The organism is Mycobacterium sp. NGS22 (assembly GCF_059813095.1).
Map to the genome: position 1 here is coordinate 64,672 of NZ_JCALDY010000016.1, position 18,410 is coordinate 83,081.

Below are 18,410 nucleotides of genomic sequence, written 5' to 3' on the forward strand. Positions count from 1 at the left end.
GGAATCTCCTTCGCGAACATGCCGACTTCGAACACGCGCAGCTCACCGTTGATTCCGGCGGCGCAGATCCGGCAGCCAGCAGGTGGTACGGGTGGGCTGGGTCTACGACATCAAGGCAGACAGCAACAGCTGCAAACGCGCTTGAGGTCGATATGCCGCCGCGCCACCAGCACTACACGCTGAAGCGAATTGGCGGCGGACACGGGTGCCATTCTGCCATGAATCGTCGGCCACCATGTCACCAGGTCAAATTTGATTTCACGGTGATTAAAAGTGCGTCCAAATCTGGGTGATCGGGTGAACAAAACCGGGAATGCGCTGGGAAAACTCCTCGAGCACGGCCGTCGTGTCAAGATTTGGCATGCCTTCTCGCACGGCGCCGGTGGATCTGCCGGTCATGCAGCCGATTCCAGGTCGGCCGTTCGGCCTCTACGTGCACGTGCCGTTCTGCATAACGCGTTGCGGCTATTGCGACTTCAACACCTACACCCCGGCCGAGTTGGGCGGTGTCAACCCCGACGCCTGGCTGACCGCGCTGGGAACCGAACTCGAGCTGGCGGCCGCGCGGTTGGCCGACCCCACGGTCAGCACCGTGTTCGTCGGCGGCGGGACGCCCTCGCTGTTGGGCGGTGCGCGGCTGACGACCCTGCTGGACCGGGTGCGTGAGCACTTCACGCTGGCACCCGACGCCGAGATCACCACCGAGGCCAACCCGGAGTCGACCTGGCCGGAATTCTTCGAAGAGGTACGGGCGGCCGGCTACACCCGGGTGTCGCTGGGCATGCAGTCGGTGGTCCCGCAGGTGCTGGGCGTGCTTGACCGGGTGCACACGCCCAATCGGTCGGCGGCGGCTGCCCGTGAGGCGCTGGAGCTGGGCTTTGAGCACGTCAGTCTGGACCTGATCTACGGCACCCCGGGGGAGACCGACGACGACCTGCTGCGTTCGGTGGACACCGCGATCGAGACCGGCGTCGACCATGTGTCCGCGTACGCGCTGGTGGTCGAGGAGGGCACCGCGATGGCACGCCGGGTCCGCAACGGCGAGCTGGCCGCGCCGGACAACGACGTGCTGGCGCACCGCTACGAACTCGTCGACGAACGCCTTTCGGCGGCCGGGCTGCGCTGGTACGAGGTGTCCAACTGGTCGCGGCCCGACGGCGAATGCCGGCACAATCTGGGCTACTGGAACGGCGGCCAGTGGTGGGGTGCGGGACCCGGCGCGCACGGGTTCGTGGGCGCGACCCGGTGGTGGAACGTCAAGCACCCCAACGCTTATGCGGAGCGACTTGCCGATCGGGCGTTGCCGGTCGCGGGTTTCGAGGAGCTGAGCGCTGACGCGCTGCACACCGAAGAGGTGATGCTGCAGATCCGGTTGCGGCAGGGCCTGCCGCTGGCCATCCTGGATGCCGCCGAACGCGAGCGCGCCGAGACGGCGGTGGCCGACGGGTTGTTGATTCCCGACGGCGATCGGCTCGTTCTGTCCGACCGCGGGCGGCTGCTGGCCGACGGCGTCGTTCGAACCTTGTTGGGCTGAAACCGAACGGTGGCCGGTTGGGCCGCTCGCTGACCCCTGCGCATGCCGGGACCGGCGTGGCCCGCTGGGATCCCCGCAAATCGGGCGCGAGAAATAAGGGCGACGCGCCCTCAGTGCATAGGTTAGGCTACATTTACTTCTGTGATGGAGGCCAGCGTCGACACGAGTTCTGCCAGCACCACGTCACTGGCCATCCCCATGCCTGCCGACATCGACCCCGCCGACCTCGCGGCCGAGTTGGCCACCGAACTCACCGAGCCGGTCGGCGAGGAGTACCTCGTCTACGAGCATGACGGGCAGTGGGTGCTGGCAGCGGGTGTCCAAGCGATGGTGGAGCTGGACAGCGACGAGATAAGGGTCATCCGCGACGGTGTGACGCAGCGGCAGCAATGGACCGGCCGACCGGGTCCGGTATTAGGCGAAACCGTCGACCGGCTGCTGCTGGAGACCGACCAGCTGTTCGGTTGGGTGACGTTCGAATTCGGTGTCTACCGCTTCGGGCTCCAGCAGCGGCTGGCCCCGCACACGCCGCTGGCCCGGGTCTTCTGGCCCCGCACTCGTATCGTCCTGACGCGGAGCGAGATTCGACTGTACGGCGCCGGGGCTCAGGAGCATGCGGTGGTGCACCGTTTGCTTCGCGAGGGTTTACGCGACGTGCCGCCGGCGCGGGCGGTGGATCTGTCCGTGGACCCCTCCGACTACCGCGAGCGGGTGGCCAAGGCCGTCGGCGAGATCACCGCGGGCAGCTACGACAAAGTGATCCTGTCCCGTTGCCTCGAGGTGCCATTCGCGCTCGACTTTCCCGAGACTTATCGACTCGGACGTCGCCACAACACGCCAGTGCGGTCGTTCCTGTTGCGGCTCGGCGGTGCTCGTGCGCTGGGCTACAGCCCCGAACTCGTGACGGCCGTGCAACCAGACGGGGTGGTGGTCACCGAACCGTTGGCCGGCACCCGCGCGCTGGGCCGTGGTCCCGTGAACGACCGCCAGGCTCGTGACGACCTGGAGTCGAACTCCAAAGAGATTGTCGAGCATGCAATTTCGGTCCGGACCTCACTGCAGGAGGTGAGCGAGATCGCCGCACCGGGAACAGCGGCCGTCGTCGACTTCATGGCGGTGCGCGAGCGGGGCAGTGTGCAGCACCTCGGATCGACCGTGACCGGGCGACTGGACCCGGCCAGTGACCGGATGGATGCGCTGGAAGCGCTCTTCCCGGCGGTCACCGCATCGGGAATCCCCAAAGCGGGCGGTGTGGAAGCCATCCTGCGTCTCGACGAAGGTCCGCGTGGACTGTATTCCGGTGCCGTGGTGATGTTCTCGGCCGATGGCGGGCTCGACGCGGCGCTGACGCTGCGGGCGGCCTACGAGCGCGACGGCCGCACCTGGCTGCGGGCCGGCGCGGGCATCATCGAGGCGTCCGACCCCGAACGGGAGTTCGAGGAGACCTGCGAGAAGCTGTCCACCCTGACCCCGTATCTGGTGGAGCGGCGCTGACGCCTCCCTGTCCTGGCTGACGCGTAGTCCTGGTTGCCCAGACCCGGTGACCACCGTTTGTCCAGCGCGGGACTTTGGTCCCTAGTCGACCCAGGTGTCGACCCGCAAGGCTTATTCAGCAGTGGCAGTTGATGTCGCTGCTCTTGAATAACAAAGAAAGCGGGGTCGCTGCGCATGGGTGCACCCGAGCCGCTGCTGACGCGACAGCGTCACGTTTGTCCCCCGGGGTGGGTGTGGTCGCCGGAGATCTCCGGTCCGCCGGGTGCGCTGATCGTGAATCCCCGTGCGGCGCCGGTTCTTTCCGGGGACGCCGCGGTACGCCGCGCGTGCGGGCACGGCTTGCGGCACCTGTTCTGCACCGACGCCGCCACTGGATAGGCCGGTTGGCCGATAGCACCTCGCCACTTCGACCGATAACTGGGAGACAACTGTGTCCAAGGAAATGACCAACCTACAGCTACTCGAAGAACTGCAGCCGACGGTGGAGCAACTGCTCAATCGCCACCTGTCGAGGTTCAAGGAGTGGAGCCCGCACGACTACATTCCGTGGTCGGACGGCAAGAACTTCTACACCTTGGACGGCCAGGACTGGGAGCCGGAGCAGAGCCGGCTGTCCGACGTCGCCCAAGTGGCGATGGTGCAGAACCTGCTGACAGAGGACAACTTACCGTCCTACCACCGCGAGATTGCGATGAACTTCAGCATGGACGGCCCGTGGGGACAGTGGGTCAACAGGTGGACCGCCGAGGAGAACCGGCACAGCACCGCACTGCGTGATTACCTGGTGGTGACTCGCGCCGTCGATCCGGTCGAGCTCGAGAAGCTACGCATGGAGCAAATGACCCGAGGCTTCAGCCCAGGCCAGAACCAGCAGGGCGACATGTTTGCCGAGAGCGTGTTCGACTCGGTCATGTATGTGTCGTTCCAGGAGTTGGCCACTCGCGTTTCGCATCGCAACACCGGCAAGGCCTGCAACGAGAGCATCGCCGACCAACTGCTTGCCAGGGTTTCGGCCGACGAGAACCTGCACATGATCTTCTACCGCGACGTGAGCGCGGCGGGGCTGGACATCGCGCCGAATCAGGCGATGAAATCGGTGCATCGGATCCTGCGCAACTTCAAGATGCCGGGCTTCACGGTGCCGGAGTTTCGGCGCAAGGCGGTGATTATCGCCGTCGGCGGCGTCTACGACCCCCGCATCCATCTCGACGAGGTCGTCATGCCGGTGCTGCGCAAGTGGCGGATCTTCGAACGCGAGGACTTCACCGGCGAGGCGGCGTGGATGCGCGACGACCTCGCTCTGCTGATCAAAGAACTGCAGGAAGCGTCGGAGAGATTCGAGGAGTCCAAGCAGCGCTATCTGGAGCGGGAAGCACGCAAAGCCGAGCGGATCACCGCCAGCCGAGTGCTTAGAACCCAAGGGACACTGACACTTAGCGGGCGCTGACGATCGTCACTGGGGCAGCGCGGATCCGGCCGCATTCTCCAGGTATTCCGACAGCAACCGGCCAGCCAGTGTTTCGATGGTCGACTCGATCGACGAGGCCAGGGTGGCGGTGACGGTCGCGACAGCCTGGGTGCGAAACCGCACCAGCATGGTGATCAACTCGGCGATCTCGGCGTCCGCGGGCAGCGCCTCGCCCGGCTTGATCCGGTTGCCGACGTGTTCGAACCCGGCCTGCACCAGCAGGTCACTGATCTCATCGATCTTGGGCAGGATCTGCTCGTGCAGGTCGATGAGTTTGTCCGCGCTCACTCCGTAGCCGCGTACCTCGTTGAACGCCTCGATGAGTTTGGGTCGCAGCAGCGTGGCTTGGTCCCCCTCCACGCGAATGACGTGCAAGCCCACCATGCGGTCGAAAGCGCTTGCGTCACCGACAAGTTGACGGGCCTCGTCCAGCGGCATCGTCTGCGGTTTCTCGGTGGTCCAGGTACCCATCATCGCCGTTTCCAGCCCGAGCACGTCGCCGAGGTTCTTGCCCTCCTCCCACGCGGACAGCATTTCCCGCACGTGGGCCAGGGTGTACCCGCGGTCGAGCATCGAGGTTATGAGCCGCAGCCGGGTCAGGTGCGTGTCGTTGAACAGCGCGATCCGGCCCACCCGCATCGGCGGCGGCAGCAGGCCACGGTCGCGGTACACCCGGATGTTGCGCGTCGTGGTGCCGGCCAACCGCGCGAGTTCCTCGATCCGGTACTCACCCGAGGAGTCGTCGTGAGGGTGGTGCACCGCGGCGTCGAAGAGTTGGGTCACCGCCGCCTCGACGAACTCGCGGGACTGACGCCGAACACGGTTGGGCGCGCGTCGCACGTTGTGCAACACGCTGGCGATCGTGCCGGGTTCGGGCCGTCCCGGACGTTCGGCGCCCAAAGCGCTACGCCCTAGGCCGGTGCGCTGACGCGGTTCCGAACGTCGCAGGCAACCGCGTCATAGTGCTCGTATCTGAAGTCACGCATCTGACGAAGATACTGCGTTGCGGTTCCCGGGTACATGGAGGCGTTGAAGCCGTCCCTGGTCAGATACCAACTGCGGCAACCCGACATCCAGGTGGTCCTGGTCAGCCGGCGTTGCAGCTGCTCGTTGTGTTGCCGTTGCACGTCCTCGCGCACGTCCAGATAGCGCAGGTCGTCGTTGAGGATGGTGGTGATGCCGCGCACCACGTAGTCGAGCTGGCCTTCGATGTAGACCAGCAGCGAATTGTGTCCGGGGCCGGAGTTGGGGCCGGTCATGAAGAACAGATTCGGATAGCCGTGCGCGTTGATGCTCTTGTAGGCCTGGCCGCCGCCGGCCCAATCGTCGGCCAGCGATCGGCCGCCGAGGCCGGTCACCTGGAACGGCGGCCCGGTCAGGTGAACGTCGTACCCGGTGGCGAAGACGATGCAATCCAGATGGTGTTCGATGCCGTCGCTGGTGCGGATACCGACCGGGCTCAACGTCGCGATCGGCCAGTCGATGAGTTTGCAGTTGTCGCGTTGCAGCGCGGGATAGTAGTCGCTGGAGACCAGCATCCGCTTGCAACCCGGCGCGAAGTCCGGGGTCAGCTGCCGGCGCAGCCACGGATCCTTGACCGTGGCACGGATATGGGCCTGGCCGAGCCGGGCCACCAGCGAGGTCAGCGGCGTGTTCCACACCATCGCGGTGGCGGTGGCCTCGTGCCCCCAGAACAACACCTGACGCGCGAGTTGTTGAGTGGCAGGGACTTTCGCGAACAGTGCCTGCACCGCCGGTGGGGTCGCGACGTCGAGCCGGGGCAGCACCCAGCCCGGGGTGCGCTGGAACACCTTGACGAACCCGGCCTGCTTGACCAGTTCGGGAATGATCTGAATCGCGCTGGCCCCGGTGCCGATGACGGCCACCCGCTTGCCGGCGAAGTCGTAGTCCGAATCCCAGCGGGCGCTGTGGATCTTGTGCCCTTCGAAGCTGTCCAGGCCGCGGATGTCCGGAAGGCTGGCGTCGGACAACGGACCGGACGCCAGCACCACGGTGCGGGCGCGAAAGCGCTTGCGGTTCTTGGTTTTCGCGGTCCATACGCCGGCGTCCTCGTCGAACGTCAGGCCGCTGACCTCGTGGCCGAACCGGACGTGCCTGCGGATGTCGAACCGGGTGGCCATCTCCTCGATGTGCCGGTAGATCTCCGGGGCGGGGGAGTATGTCCGCGACCATTTCGGGTTCTTGACGAACGAATACGAGTACAGCAGCGACGGCACGTCGCAGCTGGCCCCCGGATACTTGGTGTCGCGCCAGGTGCCGCCCACCCGGTCTGAGCGTTCCAGGATGACGACATCGTCGACACCGGCTTCGGCCAGTCGGATTGCCGCGCCGAGACCGCTGAACCCGGCCCCGATAATGAGGGTCTGATAGACGTGGTCTGCCATGGTCAGGCCGCCGGCTCGTGGGTGAGTTCCCTGGACCAGCTGGGCATCGGCCGCAGCAGCGGTTTGGGGTAGAAGTCCGACAGCCACACCATGGAATTGGCCAACAGTTGGTAGGGATGGCGCGGGTTGACCACCCAACCGGCGTGGCGCTTGAGCAACTTGTAGGTAGGCACCCGATGGGTGTGTTCGCCGCGCTCGCCGAGTTGTTTGAAACGCTTGACCGCGTTGAAAAGCCGCTCCGGCTCCATCCCCATCCCGGCCATCTCGTTGCGCACCCGGTTGAGCAGCGGCACGTACATCAGGACGCCGAGGATCAGGCCGGGCGACGCGAAGCGACCGACGGCTTCGATGACCAGGCGGCGCGTGGCGGCATGTCCGATCATGTCCAGCACCGCGAAATCGACTGCGATGTGGCGTGATTCGTCATTGTTGATCTTCTCGAACACCTGGTGGCAGACGGGGTCCTCCACCGTGTCCAGCAGGAACTTGAGCAGCGCGCCGTCCAGTGCGACCTCGAGCATCGGGATCACGGTGCCCAGCACCGACAGCGGCATGTCGTCGGAGTAGGTGTCCAACCACTCGATCGCCAGCCGGATGTTGACGTTGGGGGTGGGAACTTCGCCGTCTTCGAGCATGCCCCAGCGCTTCATCAGCGCCAGTTCGGCGTTGGCATGACGCTGCTCCTCGGCGTGGAAATAGCGGTAGATCTCGGCGATCGTCGGGTCGGGTGCCTTCTTGGCCAGCGCCGCGAAGCCACGGGCGCCGATGTTCTCGATCCAGCACAGGTCGGCCATGAACGACTTGAGCTTCGGGCGGAACTCCGGCCGGATGGTCTCGGCGCCCGGTGCGTCCCAGTCGATGTCGGCAAGCGCCCACTGCCGATCCTTGATCTTGGCGAGCATGTTTTCCATATTGACGGCCATCAGAGCCTCCCTTTCATATGGACGGGTGATTCAGATACTGGCAACCCGTGAGATCAGACCAACCGCGCGCGTATATGCGCCCGGCGCCAAACGTTTGATGTTCCAACCGATCTTGGCCTCCAGCTGCGGCATGCAGTAGAGGTCGCCGCGGTCGTGGGCGTCCAGACAGATCCGCGCCACCTTCTCCGCGGTGTATCCGGTCCAGCTCATCAGCTTGGCGGCGAACTCGCTGGTCTCGTCGTTGATGCGTCCGGAACCGACGATGTTGGTCTTGACGAATGTCGGGCACAGCACGGTGACTTTGACTGCGGTGCCGGACAATTCGGCCGCCAGTGTTTCCGACAGGGATAGTACGCCGGCCTTGCTGACGTTGTAGGCGGCCATGCCGGGAGCGGCGCCGAACGCCGCCGCCGACGCGACGTTGATGATGCCGCGAGGCGCTCGGGACGGATCTGCCTCGCGCAGGATCGGGGTGAACACCTGGCAGCCGTGTATCGGCCCCCACAGGTTGATACCGAGTACCCATGTCCAATCTTCCAGCGGCACTTCGCCGATGAGCGTGCCACCCGCACCGACGCCGGCGTTGTTGATCACCAGGGTGGGTGGTGCCCCGAACCAGGCTTGAGCCTCCTGCGCCAGGGCGGCTACCTCGTCGTAGTTCGACACGTCGCAGCGCACCGCCACCGCCTTGGCGCCCAGCTCGGTGAGCGCGTCCACCGTGCGTTGGGCGGCCGCTTCGTCGATGTCGCTGCATACCACCGCGCCGCCACGGCGGGCGAGTTCGACCGCGAAGGCGGCGCCGATGCCGCTGCCGGCGCCGGTCACCACCGCCAGAGCGTCGTGGCTGGCGGACTTCTTGTTCAGCAATTTGTCCAACGGACCGAACATCAAACCGCCTCCGTCGCAGTGATCGTGCGCAGTGAGTCCGCGATGAACCGGCTGACGTGGGCCATCGCTTTGGGAGCTTCGGGGGACATGCGGGGCAGCGCCTGGAAGACGTGCATCTGGTCGGGCCAGATCTGCAGTTCGCAGCTGCCACCGGCGGCCCGGATGTCGGCGGCCAGCTGCCGCGCATCGCCTTCTAACATCTCGGCGCCGCCCGCCTGGATCAGAGTCGGGGGCAGCGACGGTCCGTTGACGACGTCGAGCCGCAAGCGCTCGTGGCCGGGATCTACCCCGGTGTGATACAGCGCCACCAGCTTTGCCGCGGCGGCCGCCCGGATGGCCGGATCCGGGCGCTGCAGTTCACGCGCGAGACACAGCTCGAAGGTGAGGTCGATCAGCGGGGAGAACAACACCATGGCGGCGGGCGGGTCAGCAGCAACTCCAGTCTGCAGCAGTAGGTCCACCGAAAGGTGCCCGCCCGCCGAATCCCCGGCGACCACAATGCGTTCCGGGTCGAAACGCTCTTGCAGATAGTCCCAGCCGGTCCGGACGTCGTCGGCGGCGGTGGGGAAGCGGTGGCGCGGTGCCAGCCGGTAGTCGACGCAGAACACCGGCAGCCCGGTCAGTGACGAAAGCCAAGACGTCAGCCTGCGGTGGGTCCGGGGTGAACACATCGCGTAGCCGCTGCCGTGTACGTAGTAGATCGCATCGGTGCAGACGCGCGCAGTGTTGGCGCCGTATACCCATTCACCCTTGAGCCTGCGCCCATCGGGCAGCACGGTATCCACGTATTCGACGTGGGTGCCGGCCAGCGATGGACCGAGGGCGTTCATCAGCCCGGCGATGATCTGCCGCGACGCCCAGATGCCCCAGGCGCGTTCGGGTGGCAGCAGCGCAGTGACAGGCCGCAGCATCAGGGTGCTGAAAGCGATGGCACTGCGCGAGCGCAGTGAGCCGCGCGCCGGAACGTCGTCGTCCATGCAACGGAGTCAACAACAAATGGTGACATTCGTCAATGGCAGGTTTTGTCGAGCCGTTCAGCCCGGCTGTGCCCCGCCGAGGGAAGCGATGATCGCCTTCTTGTCGATCTTGCCGATCGGGGTGGTGGGCAGTGACGGCAACGCGACCAACTGGTCGAGTCGGACATGGGCCGCCACGCCGCGCTGGTCCAGATAGCCGTTCAACTCCGCGATGGTTGCCGGTGCGCCAGCGAAAACCACTGCGGCGCAGATCTTTTCACCGACGCTGGGGTCTGGTAGCGGCACCGCCGCGACCGACCAGATCGACGGGTGGTGCAACAGGTGCTCCTCGAGATCCTGAGCGGAAATGGTCTCGCCGGCCCGGCAGATGACGTCCTTCACGCGCCCGGTGACCACCAGGTTGCCGTCGTCGCGCAATCGGACCAAATCGCCGCTGCGGTAGAAGCCGTCGGGATCAAAGCAGCGCTCGTTGTCCCGCGCGGCACGGAAGTAACCGTTCAGCGTGTAGGGCCCGCGCGCCAGCAGCTCGCCCTCCCGGCCCGGCGCCACGGGCGCCCCGTCTGCATCGACGATGCGCAGTTCGTCGCCCGGACTCAGTGGCCGCCCCTGGGTGTGCTCGAGCACCTCCGGCGGATCGTCCAACCGGGTGAAGTTCAGCAACCCCTCGGCCATCCCGAACACCTGCTGCAGACCCGGTGTCAGCGCCGCACGCACCTGCGCGGCGTCCTCGGCTTCGAGCTTGGAGCCACCGACTTGCAACAGCCGCAACGATTTCGGGGTCACCGGCTCCCAATCACAGGCCTGCGCCCACAATTTGGCCAATGCCGGCACCAGGGCGGTGACGGTGACATGGTGCCGCTCGATCGTGTCGAACGCCGCTTCGGGACTGGCGTCGGCGCCGAAAACCGTTGTGGCGCCGACACTCACGGCACCCAGAAGGCCGGGACAGGCCAACGGGAAGTTGTGTGCCGCCGGGAGTATCGCGAGATAGACGTCGTCGTCGGACAGGTGGCAGAGTTCGGCGCTCGCGGTCGCGTTGTAGACGTAATCGTTGTGAGTGCGGGGGATCAGTTTCGGCGTGCCGGTGGTGCCGCCGGAGACCAGCAGCAACGCCGGCGCCGCGGTATCGACCGTGATCTCCGGTACGGGGCCGTCGGGCAGCTCCGTCCAGGACAGGAACGGGCCGGGATCGCCGTCCACGACGACGTGACGGAGCCCGGCGTGCGCCGCGACGAGTTGTTCGGCCATCGGGCGGTAGTCGAAGCCCCCCGCCGTCGCGGCGACGATCAGTCCGACCGCTCCGCTGACTTCGGCGAAGTGGCCCAGTTCGGCCAACCGGTGCCCCGGCAGGCACATCACCGGGACGGCGCCGGCGCGCAACAGGCCGAAGAACGCCACCGCGAACCGGCACGAGTTGGGCAACGCGAGCAGCATCCGGTCGCCGGGCCCGATCCCGAGCGCGGCCAGTCCCGCGGCGGCGCGGTCGGCAAATCGATCCAGCTCAGCGTAGGTATGGCGACCGTTCGCGTCGACGACGGCGACGTGGTCGGGCCACGTCGTCGCGGACTGCCGAAGCAGCCCGTCCACCGTACGGTCCGTCCAGTAGCCGGCGCCCCGATACGCACTGGCCCGGTCTCCGGGAAAAGGGGTGAATCCGTCCACGGTGGTTGTTTCGGACGGGTGTGACGAACGGACAGGCACTCGGCAGCTCCCTCGGGGTGAGCGTGTCAGTCCTTCGAATATAGGGTAGCGTACACAAAAGTTAGGACAGCCTGAGCTAAGACGGGGGTGGGTCGTGGGCGGCGCGTCTTTCGCCGGTAAACCGGCGGACCGGCATCAGCCCCCGACTCCGTGGTGCGGCGACGGTGCCCGATGAGCGCAACGCTGGCGATCGTCGGAGCTGGCGCCAAGGCGGTAGCGGTGGCGGCCAAAGCCGCGGTGCTGCGCGAAATGGGCGTAGACACACCGGAAGTCGTCGCCGTCGAACGCACTGAGGTCGCCGCTAACTGGCTGCCCGGCGGGGGTTGGACGGACGGGCGGCAACGGTTGGGCACCAGTCCGGAGAAGGACGTCGGGTTCCCGTACCGGTCTGCTCTGGTGCAGGGCCGCGATTCGGAAATCGACGAGCAGATGATGCGATTCAGTTGGCAGTCGTATCTGGTCGCCACCGACCAATTCGTGGGCTGGATCGACCGCGGCCGCCCGGCGCCGGCGCACGACACCTGGGCCCGTTACCTGCGCTGGGTTGCCGAGGTGGCGGGTCTAAAAGTCGTTCAGGGTGAGGTGCGCAGGATCGCGATCAAGGATTCCCGATGGGTGGTCGACACGCCCGATGCCACGGTGTCGGCCGATTCGTTGATGATGACCGGGCCCGGTCAGCCGGAGCGGTCCATCCTGTCCGGCGACCCGCGGGTCTTGTCGATCGCGCAGTTCTGGGCCCGGGCCGGGCAGCACGACCGCATCGTCGCCGACAGCGTCGCGGTCATCGGTGGCGGCGAGACCGCCGCCTCGATCCTCAATGAGCTTTTCCACCACCGTGTTTCGGCGATCACGGCGATCTCCCCGCAGGCCACCCTGTTTACCCGCGGCGAGGGTTTCTTCGAGAATTCGCTGTTCTCCGATCCCGCGGGCTGGTGCAGCCTGAGTCTGGCCGAGCGTCGCAACTGCATTGCCCGAACCGACCGCGGCGTATTCTCCGCGCGGGTCCAGGAGTCGCTGCTCGCCGATGAACGGATCAGGCATTTGCGTGGCCGCGTCGCCCGGGCAGTCGACCGCGACGATCGGATCTGGATCACGCTGTCTACCGATCGCGGCGGCGAACAGCAGGAAACCTTGCACAGTTTCGAATTGGTGATCGACGGATCTGGCGCCGACGCACTATGGTTTCTGCCGCTGTTGGACCAGAGCGCCGTCGAGCTGCTCGAGCTGAGCTTGCCTGGTCCGCTGACCGGCGACCGCATCGAGGAGTCGATCGAAGATGATCTCTCCGTCGCCGGGATCACTCCGAAACTGTTCCTGCCCAATCTGTCCGGCCTGAACGTCGGGCCGGGATTCCCCAACTTGAGCTGCCTCGGGCTCCTTTCGGACCGGATCCTGGGCGCTGACCTGCGCGCCACCGGGGCGCAACCCGATCTGCAGCATGGAAGAAGTGATGAATACCAATCCGTTTGACGACGACAACGGCACCTTCTACGTGCTGGTCAACGACGAGGATCAGCACAGCCTCTGGCCTGCGTTCACCGCGCTGCCGGCCGGGTGGCGGGTGGTGTTCGGCGAGGATAGTCGGACGAATTGTCTTGCCTACGTGGAACAGAATTGGACGGATATGCGGCCCAGGAGCCTGCGCGAGGCGATGGCCGCGAAGTAACTGCAGACCGGATGCCGGAAAAGGTCAGGCGTCCAGCTTGGCCAGCAGGTCGGCGATGGACGCTCCGCCGAGCAGATCCGATACCGCCACGTCGTGGTCGAACTCGAGCTTGACGCGACGCCGTAATTCGAGTGCCTGCAACGAATCCAGGCCGATCGCAACCATCGGGATAGTGGTGTCGATCTTGTCGGCGTCGTCAGCCCCGATGGCAACCGCAAGCAGGTCGACCAAGCGTTGTGACAACGCGGTTGTCTCCGTGCGCGGTTGGGGATCGGGGGCGGGGGCGGTGATCTGGGCGTCGCTCAATTGCGATAGGAGTGCGCGCTGACCACACGTGTCCAGCACCGAGCGGGCTCGATCGAGGTCGAATGCTGCCACGATGGCGTTCTGGCCAAGTGGAGCCATTCCCAGCGCCAGGGCAGCGTCGCTCGACATCGGCAACAGCCCGGTGAAGGCCAGCTTCGATAGGCCGGGGTCGTCGGGGTTCGCTTCGACCTGCCACTGACCCCATTGCACCGACGCGCAGTCCACGCCTTCGGCGCGGAGTCGGTGCGCCATCGCGTCGAGCATGCGGTTGGAGGCTGCGTAGACGATCAGGCCGCGGCCGCCCACTGTCGCGGCGACCGATGAGCACAACAAGACCCGGCAGCTACCGGTGCGGGGAATTGCGTCCAGTACTCGCGAGATGCCGAGGACTTTGGCCCGCAGGGCAACGTCGGCCTGCGCTGTGGTGATCTGGGCCAGTTCCATACCCGTGTACTGCACCGCAGCATGAATGATCAAATCCGCTGGGGTGTCACGGTTCTGCTCGGCCAGCTGCGCGACCGCAGTGTGATCGCCGACGTCGCACCGACTGACCTCGATGTGTGTGCTGGTCGCAGCACGGATGTGGCGCAGCCGGTTGGCGACGGCGGCGGTCTCTCCCGACCGGTTGACCAGGGTGATTCGCCGCACGCCACCGCGGGCGAAGTGTGCACAGAACTCCAGCCCGAGATTTCCCGTGCCGCCGATGATGAGCACATGCTCGGGGATGGCCGAACCCGCAGTGGCAGCAGTGATTTCGACGGCCCGCTTCGCATACAGGCTGCCGCCGCGAAGCGCGAGCGCCGATTCTCCCGCGGTGTGCAGCGCCGAGACCACAGTGGCCGCGGCTTCCAGTGGCGTGAATCCGACGGGTAGATCGAGATTGCGGAAGTTCACGCCCGGATGCTCCGAGCCGACGCAGCGGAAACCCGAGATCAGCGCCGCGTGCACCAGATCCGGAGGGGTATCGTCGGCGACCACCGCTTCACCCCCGACCGTCACCAGCCAGTAGTCGGAGATCCCGTCGACCCCACGCCACCACGACCGGTCCGCGAAGAAGCCGGCGACGGCCGCCGCCGCGGCCGAGTCGTCCGACCGCGCGGACCGCGGCATCAGAACGACATAAGTGTCGAATGCCGGCCCTTCGTAGCTGTTTTCGCCATCGATGATCCTAGCCGCGCCGCCGATGTTGGAGGCTGCGGCGCTGAGCGCGTCGGCCAGCTCGCCACAGTCCCCGGTGTGGTCGATGATGCCGATGGACCGGGGCGGCAGCAGCGAGCGCTGCGACAAGCGGATCCACTGCTCGGCGAGCAGACGTGGCGGTGCAGTAGATGTCGGGGCCGTCGGGACCACCGTTGTGGCCGTGGCGGATTGGGCCGGGCCGCCCGCGTAGGGCACCCATAGCTTGGTCTCGTCCAACACGGTGTTCGGAAAATCGAGGAGCGGCAGCGGGGTGGGGCCGTCGCATTCGGTGCGCAGGCTGTCCCAGGAGTAGTCCAGATCATGCACCGCAAGCTGGGCGAGGTTGCGGGTGAATTGGTAGAGGTCGGTTGCGGTGCGGTCGGAGGTGCCGATCACCATCGCCGGATGAGCGTCGGCATCGCCGGTCGAATCGTCCAAGTTCTCTTGGATCGCCAGTTGCAGCGTCGGATGCTCGGCCAGCTCGACGAAGGTGTCGACGCCAAGCTGCAGCGCGGTCGCGATGGCCTTGTCGAAGCGGACGGTGTTGCGCAGATTCCAGAACCAGTACCGGTCCACCGGCACGTCTGAGGTGATGGCGGCGCCCAGAGTCCCTCCGACGCAGTCGATCTCCGAGTCGGCGAAATGAGTGTTGTCCAGGTCTTGCGCAATCCCCAGCATCGTGTCGCGCAACTGGTTGATCATGCTGGTGTGTGCGGGGAATTGGACGCGGATCACCTTTGCGAAGACGTCCCGGCTGGTGAACGTGTCTACGACGCTCTGGACGGTCTGTCGGTCGCCGGAGATTCCGACCATGTTGGGCGAATTCACTACCGACAACTCCGCCCAGCCCGTACAGCGAGCCAGTGCGCCTTCGCAGGAGTCACGGTCCGCGGCGATCACGGCCATCGCGTAGTCGGCGGAGACGAATTCGTCTGCGGCGCCGGCACGTAGGGCAATCGTGCGGACCGCATCTGACAGCGTGATCGAGCCCGCCACATAGGCCGCGGCCAGCTCGCCCTGACTGTGCCCGATGGTGACCACGGGCCCGAGGCCCAAGGACTTCCACACCGCGGCCAACCCGACCATCTGGGTGAACAACGCAGGCTGGACGGTTCGGGCGTTGTCCTGGGCCGGAAAGTCCTCGTGGAGAAGGTAGTCCAGGGGAGATTCGCCGGTCAGGATCCCGAATGCGTCCGAACAGCGGTCCACCTCGGCCCGGTAGGCTGCGAACGCTTCGTAGAAGAGCCGTCCCATCCCGGGCCGCTGGCTACCCTGGCCCGGGAAGACGTGACCGACACGGCGTGATGTGGCAGCCGAATCAGACCGAACCACGGCGGGGTGCGTCACGCCGTCACCGACGGCCCGCAGCGCGTCGAGTAACTCGTCGCGATCGGTCACCATCAGCAGGGCGCGGTGTTTGCGTGCGCTCCGCGTGCGAAAGAGCATACCGGCGATCGCCTGCGCATCGGTCTCCGGATGTGTTGCCGTGTAACGGAGTACGGCGGCGGCCTCGGCCCGCAGTAGTGCAGCTGCCTCGGCGCTCAGCAGGACGGGGATGGTGCCGTCGGGGAGCCGGTAACGGGAGATGGTCACTGCTGTCCCTCGAGAATCTCCGGCATGGCGATGATTGCGTGCGCGTTCGCGCCGCCGGCGCCGAACGACGAGACGGCGCCGTAGCGGACACCGTCCTTCGGGTCCCACGGGTGCAATTTGGTAGCCAGCCGGATACCGGACATGTCCCACGGCAGTTTCGTAGTCGGGTTGTCCGCGAACAGGGTTGGCGGAATGTGCCGATGCTGCCCAGCGAGTAGCAATTTGATCAAGCCCAGTATTCCCGCCGCGGCCTGCGCGTGCCCGGCGTTGGACTTGATGGAACCCAGTAACGCTTCGCTTCCGGCCGCACCGTAAGTCTGGAACAACGCAAGCAATTCCGCCGGATCGCCCGCACGCGTCCCGGTGCCGTGACCCTCGATCATTTCGACGTCGGCCGGATCGATGCCGGCGGCGTCGATCGTCTTCTGGACGACCTGTGCTTGCGCACGCACCCGGGGCACCAGGATCGGCTTGCCCTTGCCGTTGTGGTTGGTACGCACGGCCAGGACCCGCCCATAGATGCGGTGTCCCAGCTGGCGGGCCCGCGATTCCCGTTCCAGGAGAACCATTCCCGCGCCTTCACCCCAGACCGTGCCGGTGGCGTCGTCGGCATAGGAGCGGCAGTGTCCGTCGTCGGAGAGAGCATTGAGCTTCGCGAATTCATAAAACCCGGTCGGTTCTCCCAGCACACACGCGGCTCCCGCCAACGCCCATTCGCACTCGTCCATCGCTATTGCATTGCTGGCCATCTGCACCGCGGTCAACGACGACGCACACGCCGTGTCGACACTGATCGACGGCCCGGTCAGCCCGAGTGAGTGCGAGATACGCGCGGCACCGCCCAATTGCCCCATGGCGACCGTTCGTAGTCCGGTGTAGGCGTCGATGGTCGTGGTACGCGGGCCGTATTCCGTCATCGACATTCCGACATAGCAGCCACCGAATTCGCCTGCCAGCGAACCGGGATTGACGCCGGAGTTCTCCAGCGCCCGCCAGGCCACTCGCATCGCCACCCGCTGCTGGGGATGCATCACCGCCGCCTCGCGATGGGTGATGCCGAAGAAGGGAGCATCGAATTGCGTTGCACCGGACAGGAATCCGCCCGAATCGCAAACCCTGCCCCAACCGTCCATATCGGATAACGACAACAGTTCGTCGATGCTCCAGCCGCGGTCGCGGGGGAATGGACCGAGTAGTTCGCGCGACTCGGCCAGTGCCGTCCACAACAGGGCCGGAGTGTCGATCCCCCCGGGCAGTTCGACCGCCATTCCCGAGATGACGACGGGGTCGGTGGTCACGACGTGCCCTGGCGCATCCGGTGCGCTCCGACATCGAGTTGCGCGGCCGACGTCAGCAACTCGGCGATTTCGTCGATGTGGTCGTTGAGGTAGAAGTGCCCGCCGTCGAACAGTGTCACCTGAACGGTTTGCGTGTGCTTGCCCCAGCCGTATAGGTCGCCGAGTTGGACGATCGGGTCTTGGTCGCCGCCGAGCGCGTGCACGGGCGCCGATATCTTCACATCCTCGGAGCAGCGGTATGCGTCGAATGCTTCGTAGTCGGCCTTGATGACCGGCAGCGCCAGCCTCATCAGGTCGCTGTTGGCGTAGACCGCGGAATCGGTGCCTTCGAGCATCGCGACGTGTCGCAGGATTTCCTCGTCGGTCTTCGGGTGTTCCGGCTTGGACTCGGCGTAGCAGGGGGCCACCGCGGCGGAGATGGTGACTTGGCGTACGTCGATGCCGTGCGCTTCGGCGAGGCGGACGAATTCGAACGACACCATCGCACCGAGACTGTGGCCGAAGGTGATGACCGGCGCCCCGCAATTGTGTTCCGAGCCGAGGAACCCGTCGAATGCCCCGGCCGCGATCTCGGGGATGGAACGCAGCAGGGCTTCGGCGGCCCGATCCTGACGGCCGGGGTACTGGAAGACGACGACCGTGAAGTTCGGGCTGAGCGCCTTGGAGAATGCGCGATACGCCGACGCGCCGGCTCCGGCGTGGGGAAAGACCAGCAGTAGTGGATTGTCGGGTGAATCCGCGCGATGAAATTGCCTGGTCCACCCCAAGTTGCGCGGCATGCACTACTACCTTTCGTGACTCGGTGTGTGGTTGCGCGAGGCGATCGGCAGGTTGGCCCGGTTCCGCAGCGCCAGCCGCGGTAGCCGCGAGAGCCATCAACCGGCCGCATGAGTCTTGCAACTTAGCGAAGGCTAACATAATTGTCTTGGGTCGCCCTTGTCTCGGGCACAGCCGGGAAACGCCGACCCGCCGACGGAA

16 protein-coding genes are annotated in these 18,410 nt (G+C 65.9%); 6 read left to right on the forward strand and 10 right to left on the reverse strand.

All coding sequences use genetic code 11. The annotated features are described in order from the left end of the window. Positions 1-110 precede the first annotated feature (110 nt). Complete coding sequence (locus tag AC5Y47_RS16645) at positions 111-212, reverse strand: Ms4527A family Cys-rich leader peptide (protein ID WP_499945282.1); 102 nt, start codon at positions 210-212, stop codon at positions 111-113. Between the two features lie 149 nt (positions 213-361). Between AC5Y47_RS16645 and hemW the strand changes: the two genes are divergently transcribed. The 4 genes from hemW to AC5Y47_RS16665 all read left to right on the forward strand — a co-directional run bounded on the left by hemW (position 362) and on the right by AC5Y47_RS16665 (position 4,475). Then, positions 362-1,534 carry a radical SAM family heme chaperone HemW gene (hemW, locus tag AC5Y47_RS16650; protein WP_499945208.1) on the forward strand — a complete coding sequence of 391 codons (1,173 nt, stop codon included), beginning with the start codon at positions 362-364 and terminating at the stop codon, positions 1,532-1,534. Between the two features lie 141 nt (positions 1,535-1,675). Continuing rightward, the gene (locus AC5Y47_RS16655) at positions 1,676-3,028 is read left to right on the forward strand and encodes a salicylate synthase (protein WP_499945210.1); all 1,353 of its coding nucleotides are present in this window, start codon (positions 1,676-1,678) and stop codon (positions 3,026-3,028) included. Between the two features lie 174 nt (positions 3,029-3,202). Further along, positions 3,203-3,406, forward strand: coding sequence for a hypothetical protein (locus AC5Y47_RS16660; RefSeq protein ID WP_499945212.1), 204 nt, complete (start codon positions 3,203-3,205; stop codon positions 3,404-3,406). 52 nt (positions 3,407-3,458) lie between these two features. After that, positions 3,459-4,475, forward strand: coding sequence for an acyl-ACP desaturase (locus AC5Y47_RS16665; RefSeq protein ID WP_499945213.1), 1,017 nt, complete (start codon positions 3,459-3,461; stop codon positions 4,473-4,475). 6 nt (positions 4,476-4,481) lie between these two features. On the opposite strand, the gene AC5Y47_RS16670 is transcribed toward AC5Y47_RS16665, so the two are convergent. From AC5Y47_RS16670 to AC5Y47_RS16695, 6 genes are read right to left on the reverse strand one after another with little or no spacing between them, the layout of a single operon-like run. Beyond that, positions 4,482-5,396 carry a MerR family transcriptional regulator gene (locus AC5Y47_RS16670; RefSeq protein ID WP_499945214.1) on the reverse strand — a complete coding sequence of 305 codons (915 nt, stop codon included), beginning with the start codon at positions 5,394-5,396 and terminating at the stop codon, positions 4,482-4,484. An 11-nt stretch (positions 5,397-5,407) separates the two neighbouring features. Next, positions 5,408-6,907 carry a flavin-containing monooxygenase gene (locus AC5Y47_RS16675; protein WP_499945283.1) on the reverse strand — a complete coding sequence of 500 codons (1,500 nt, stop codon included), beginning with the start codon at positions 6,905-6,907 and terminating at the stop codon, positions 5,408-5,410. Next, entirely contained in the window at positions 6,904-7,824 is a 921-nt protein-coding gene (locus tag AC5Y47_RS16680; RefSeq protein WP_499945216.1) for a ferritin-like domain-containing protein, read from the reverse strand. The genes AC5Y47_RS16675 and AC5Y47_RS16680 overlap by 4 nt, the downstream gene beginning before the upstream one ends. A gap of 30 nt (positions 7,825-7,854) precedes the next feature. Continuing rightward, complete coding sequence (locus tag AC5Y47_RS16685) at positions 7,855-8,712, reverse strand: SDR family NAD(P)-dependent oxidoreductase (RefSeq protein WP_499945217.1); 858 nt, start codon at positions 8,710-8,712, stop codon at positions 7,855-7,857. Further along, on the reverse strand, positions 8,712-9,689 hold the full coding sequence (locus AC5Y47_RS16690) for an alpha/beta hydrolase (RefSeq protein WP_499945219.1): 978 nt from the start codon (positions 9,687-9,689) through the stop codon (positions 8,712-8,714). The genes AC5Y47_RS16685 and AC5Y47_RS16690 overlap by 1 nt, the downstream gene beginning before the upstream one ends. A gap of 57 nt (positions 9,690-9,746) precedes the next feature. Beyond that, positions 9,747-11,390 carry a (2,3-dihydroxybenzoyl)adenylate synthase gene (locus tag AC5Y47_RS16695; protein ID WP_499945220.1) on the reverse strand — a complete coding sequence of 548 codons (1,644 nt, stop codon included), beginning with the start codon at positions 11,388-11,390 and terminating at the stop codon, positions 9,747-9,749. A 171-nt stretch (positions 11,391-11,561) separates the two neighbouring features. Between AC5Y47_RS16695 and mbtG the strand changes: the two genes are divergently transcribed. Together mbtG and AC5Y47_RS16705 are read left to right on the forward strand one after the other, a co-directional pair. Further along, positions 11,562-12,860 carry an NADPH-dependent L-lysine N(6)-monooxygenase MbtG gene (mbtG, locus tag AC5Y47_RS16700; protein WP_499945222.1) on the forward strand — a complete coding sequence of 433 codons (1,299 nt, stop codon included), beginning with the start codon at positions 11,562-11,564 and terminating at the stop codon, positions 12,858-12,860. Then, on the forward strand, positions 12,841-13,056 hold the full coding sequence (locus tag AC5Y47_RS16705; RefSeq protein WP_499945284.1) for an MbtH family protein: 216 nt from the start codon (positions 12,841-12,843) through the stop codon (positions 13,054-13,056). The genes mbtG and AC5Y47_RS16705 overlap by 20 nt, the downstream gene beginning before the upstream one ends. Positions 13,057-13,080: 24 nt before the next feature. On the opposite strand, the gene nbtC is transcribed toward AC5Y47_RS16705, so the two are convergent. The 3 genes from nbtC to AC5Y47_RS16720 are packed head-to-tail and all read right to left on the reverse strand — an operon-like array spanning position 13,081 to position 18,211. Further along, on the reverse strand, positions 13,081-16,134 hold the full coding sequence (gene nbtC, locus AC5Y47_RS16710; protein ID WP_499945223.1) for a nocobactin polyketide synthase NbtC: 3,054 nt from the start codon (positions 16,132-16,134) through the stop codon (positions 13,081-13,083). Further along, on the reverse strand, positions 16,131-17,432 hold the full coding sequence (locus AC5Y47_RS16715) for a beta-ketoacyl [acyl carrier protein] synthase domain-containing protein (RefSeq protein WP_499945226.1): 1,302 nt from the start codon (positions 17,430-17,432) through the stop codon (positions 16,131-16,133). The genes nbtC and AC5Y47_RS16715 overlap by 4 nt, the downstream gene beginning before the upstream one ends. Beyond that, positions 17,429-18,211 (reverse strand): thioesterase II family protein, encoded by a 783-nt coding sequence (locus tag AC5Y47_RS16720; protein WP_499945229.1) that lies wholly within the window; start codon positions 18,209-18,211, stop codon positions 17,429-17,431. The genes AC5Y47_RS16715 and AC5Y47_RS16720 overlap by 4 nt, the downstream gene beginning before the upstream one ends. Positions 18,212-18,410: the final 199 nt, after the last annotated feature.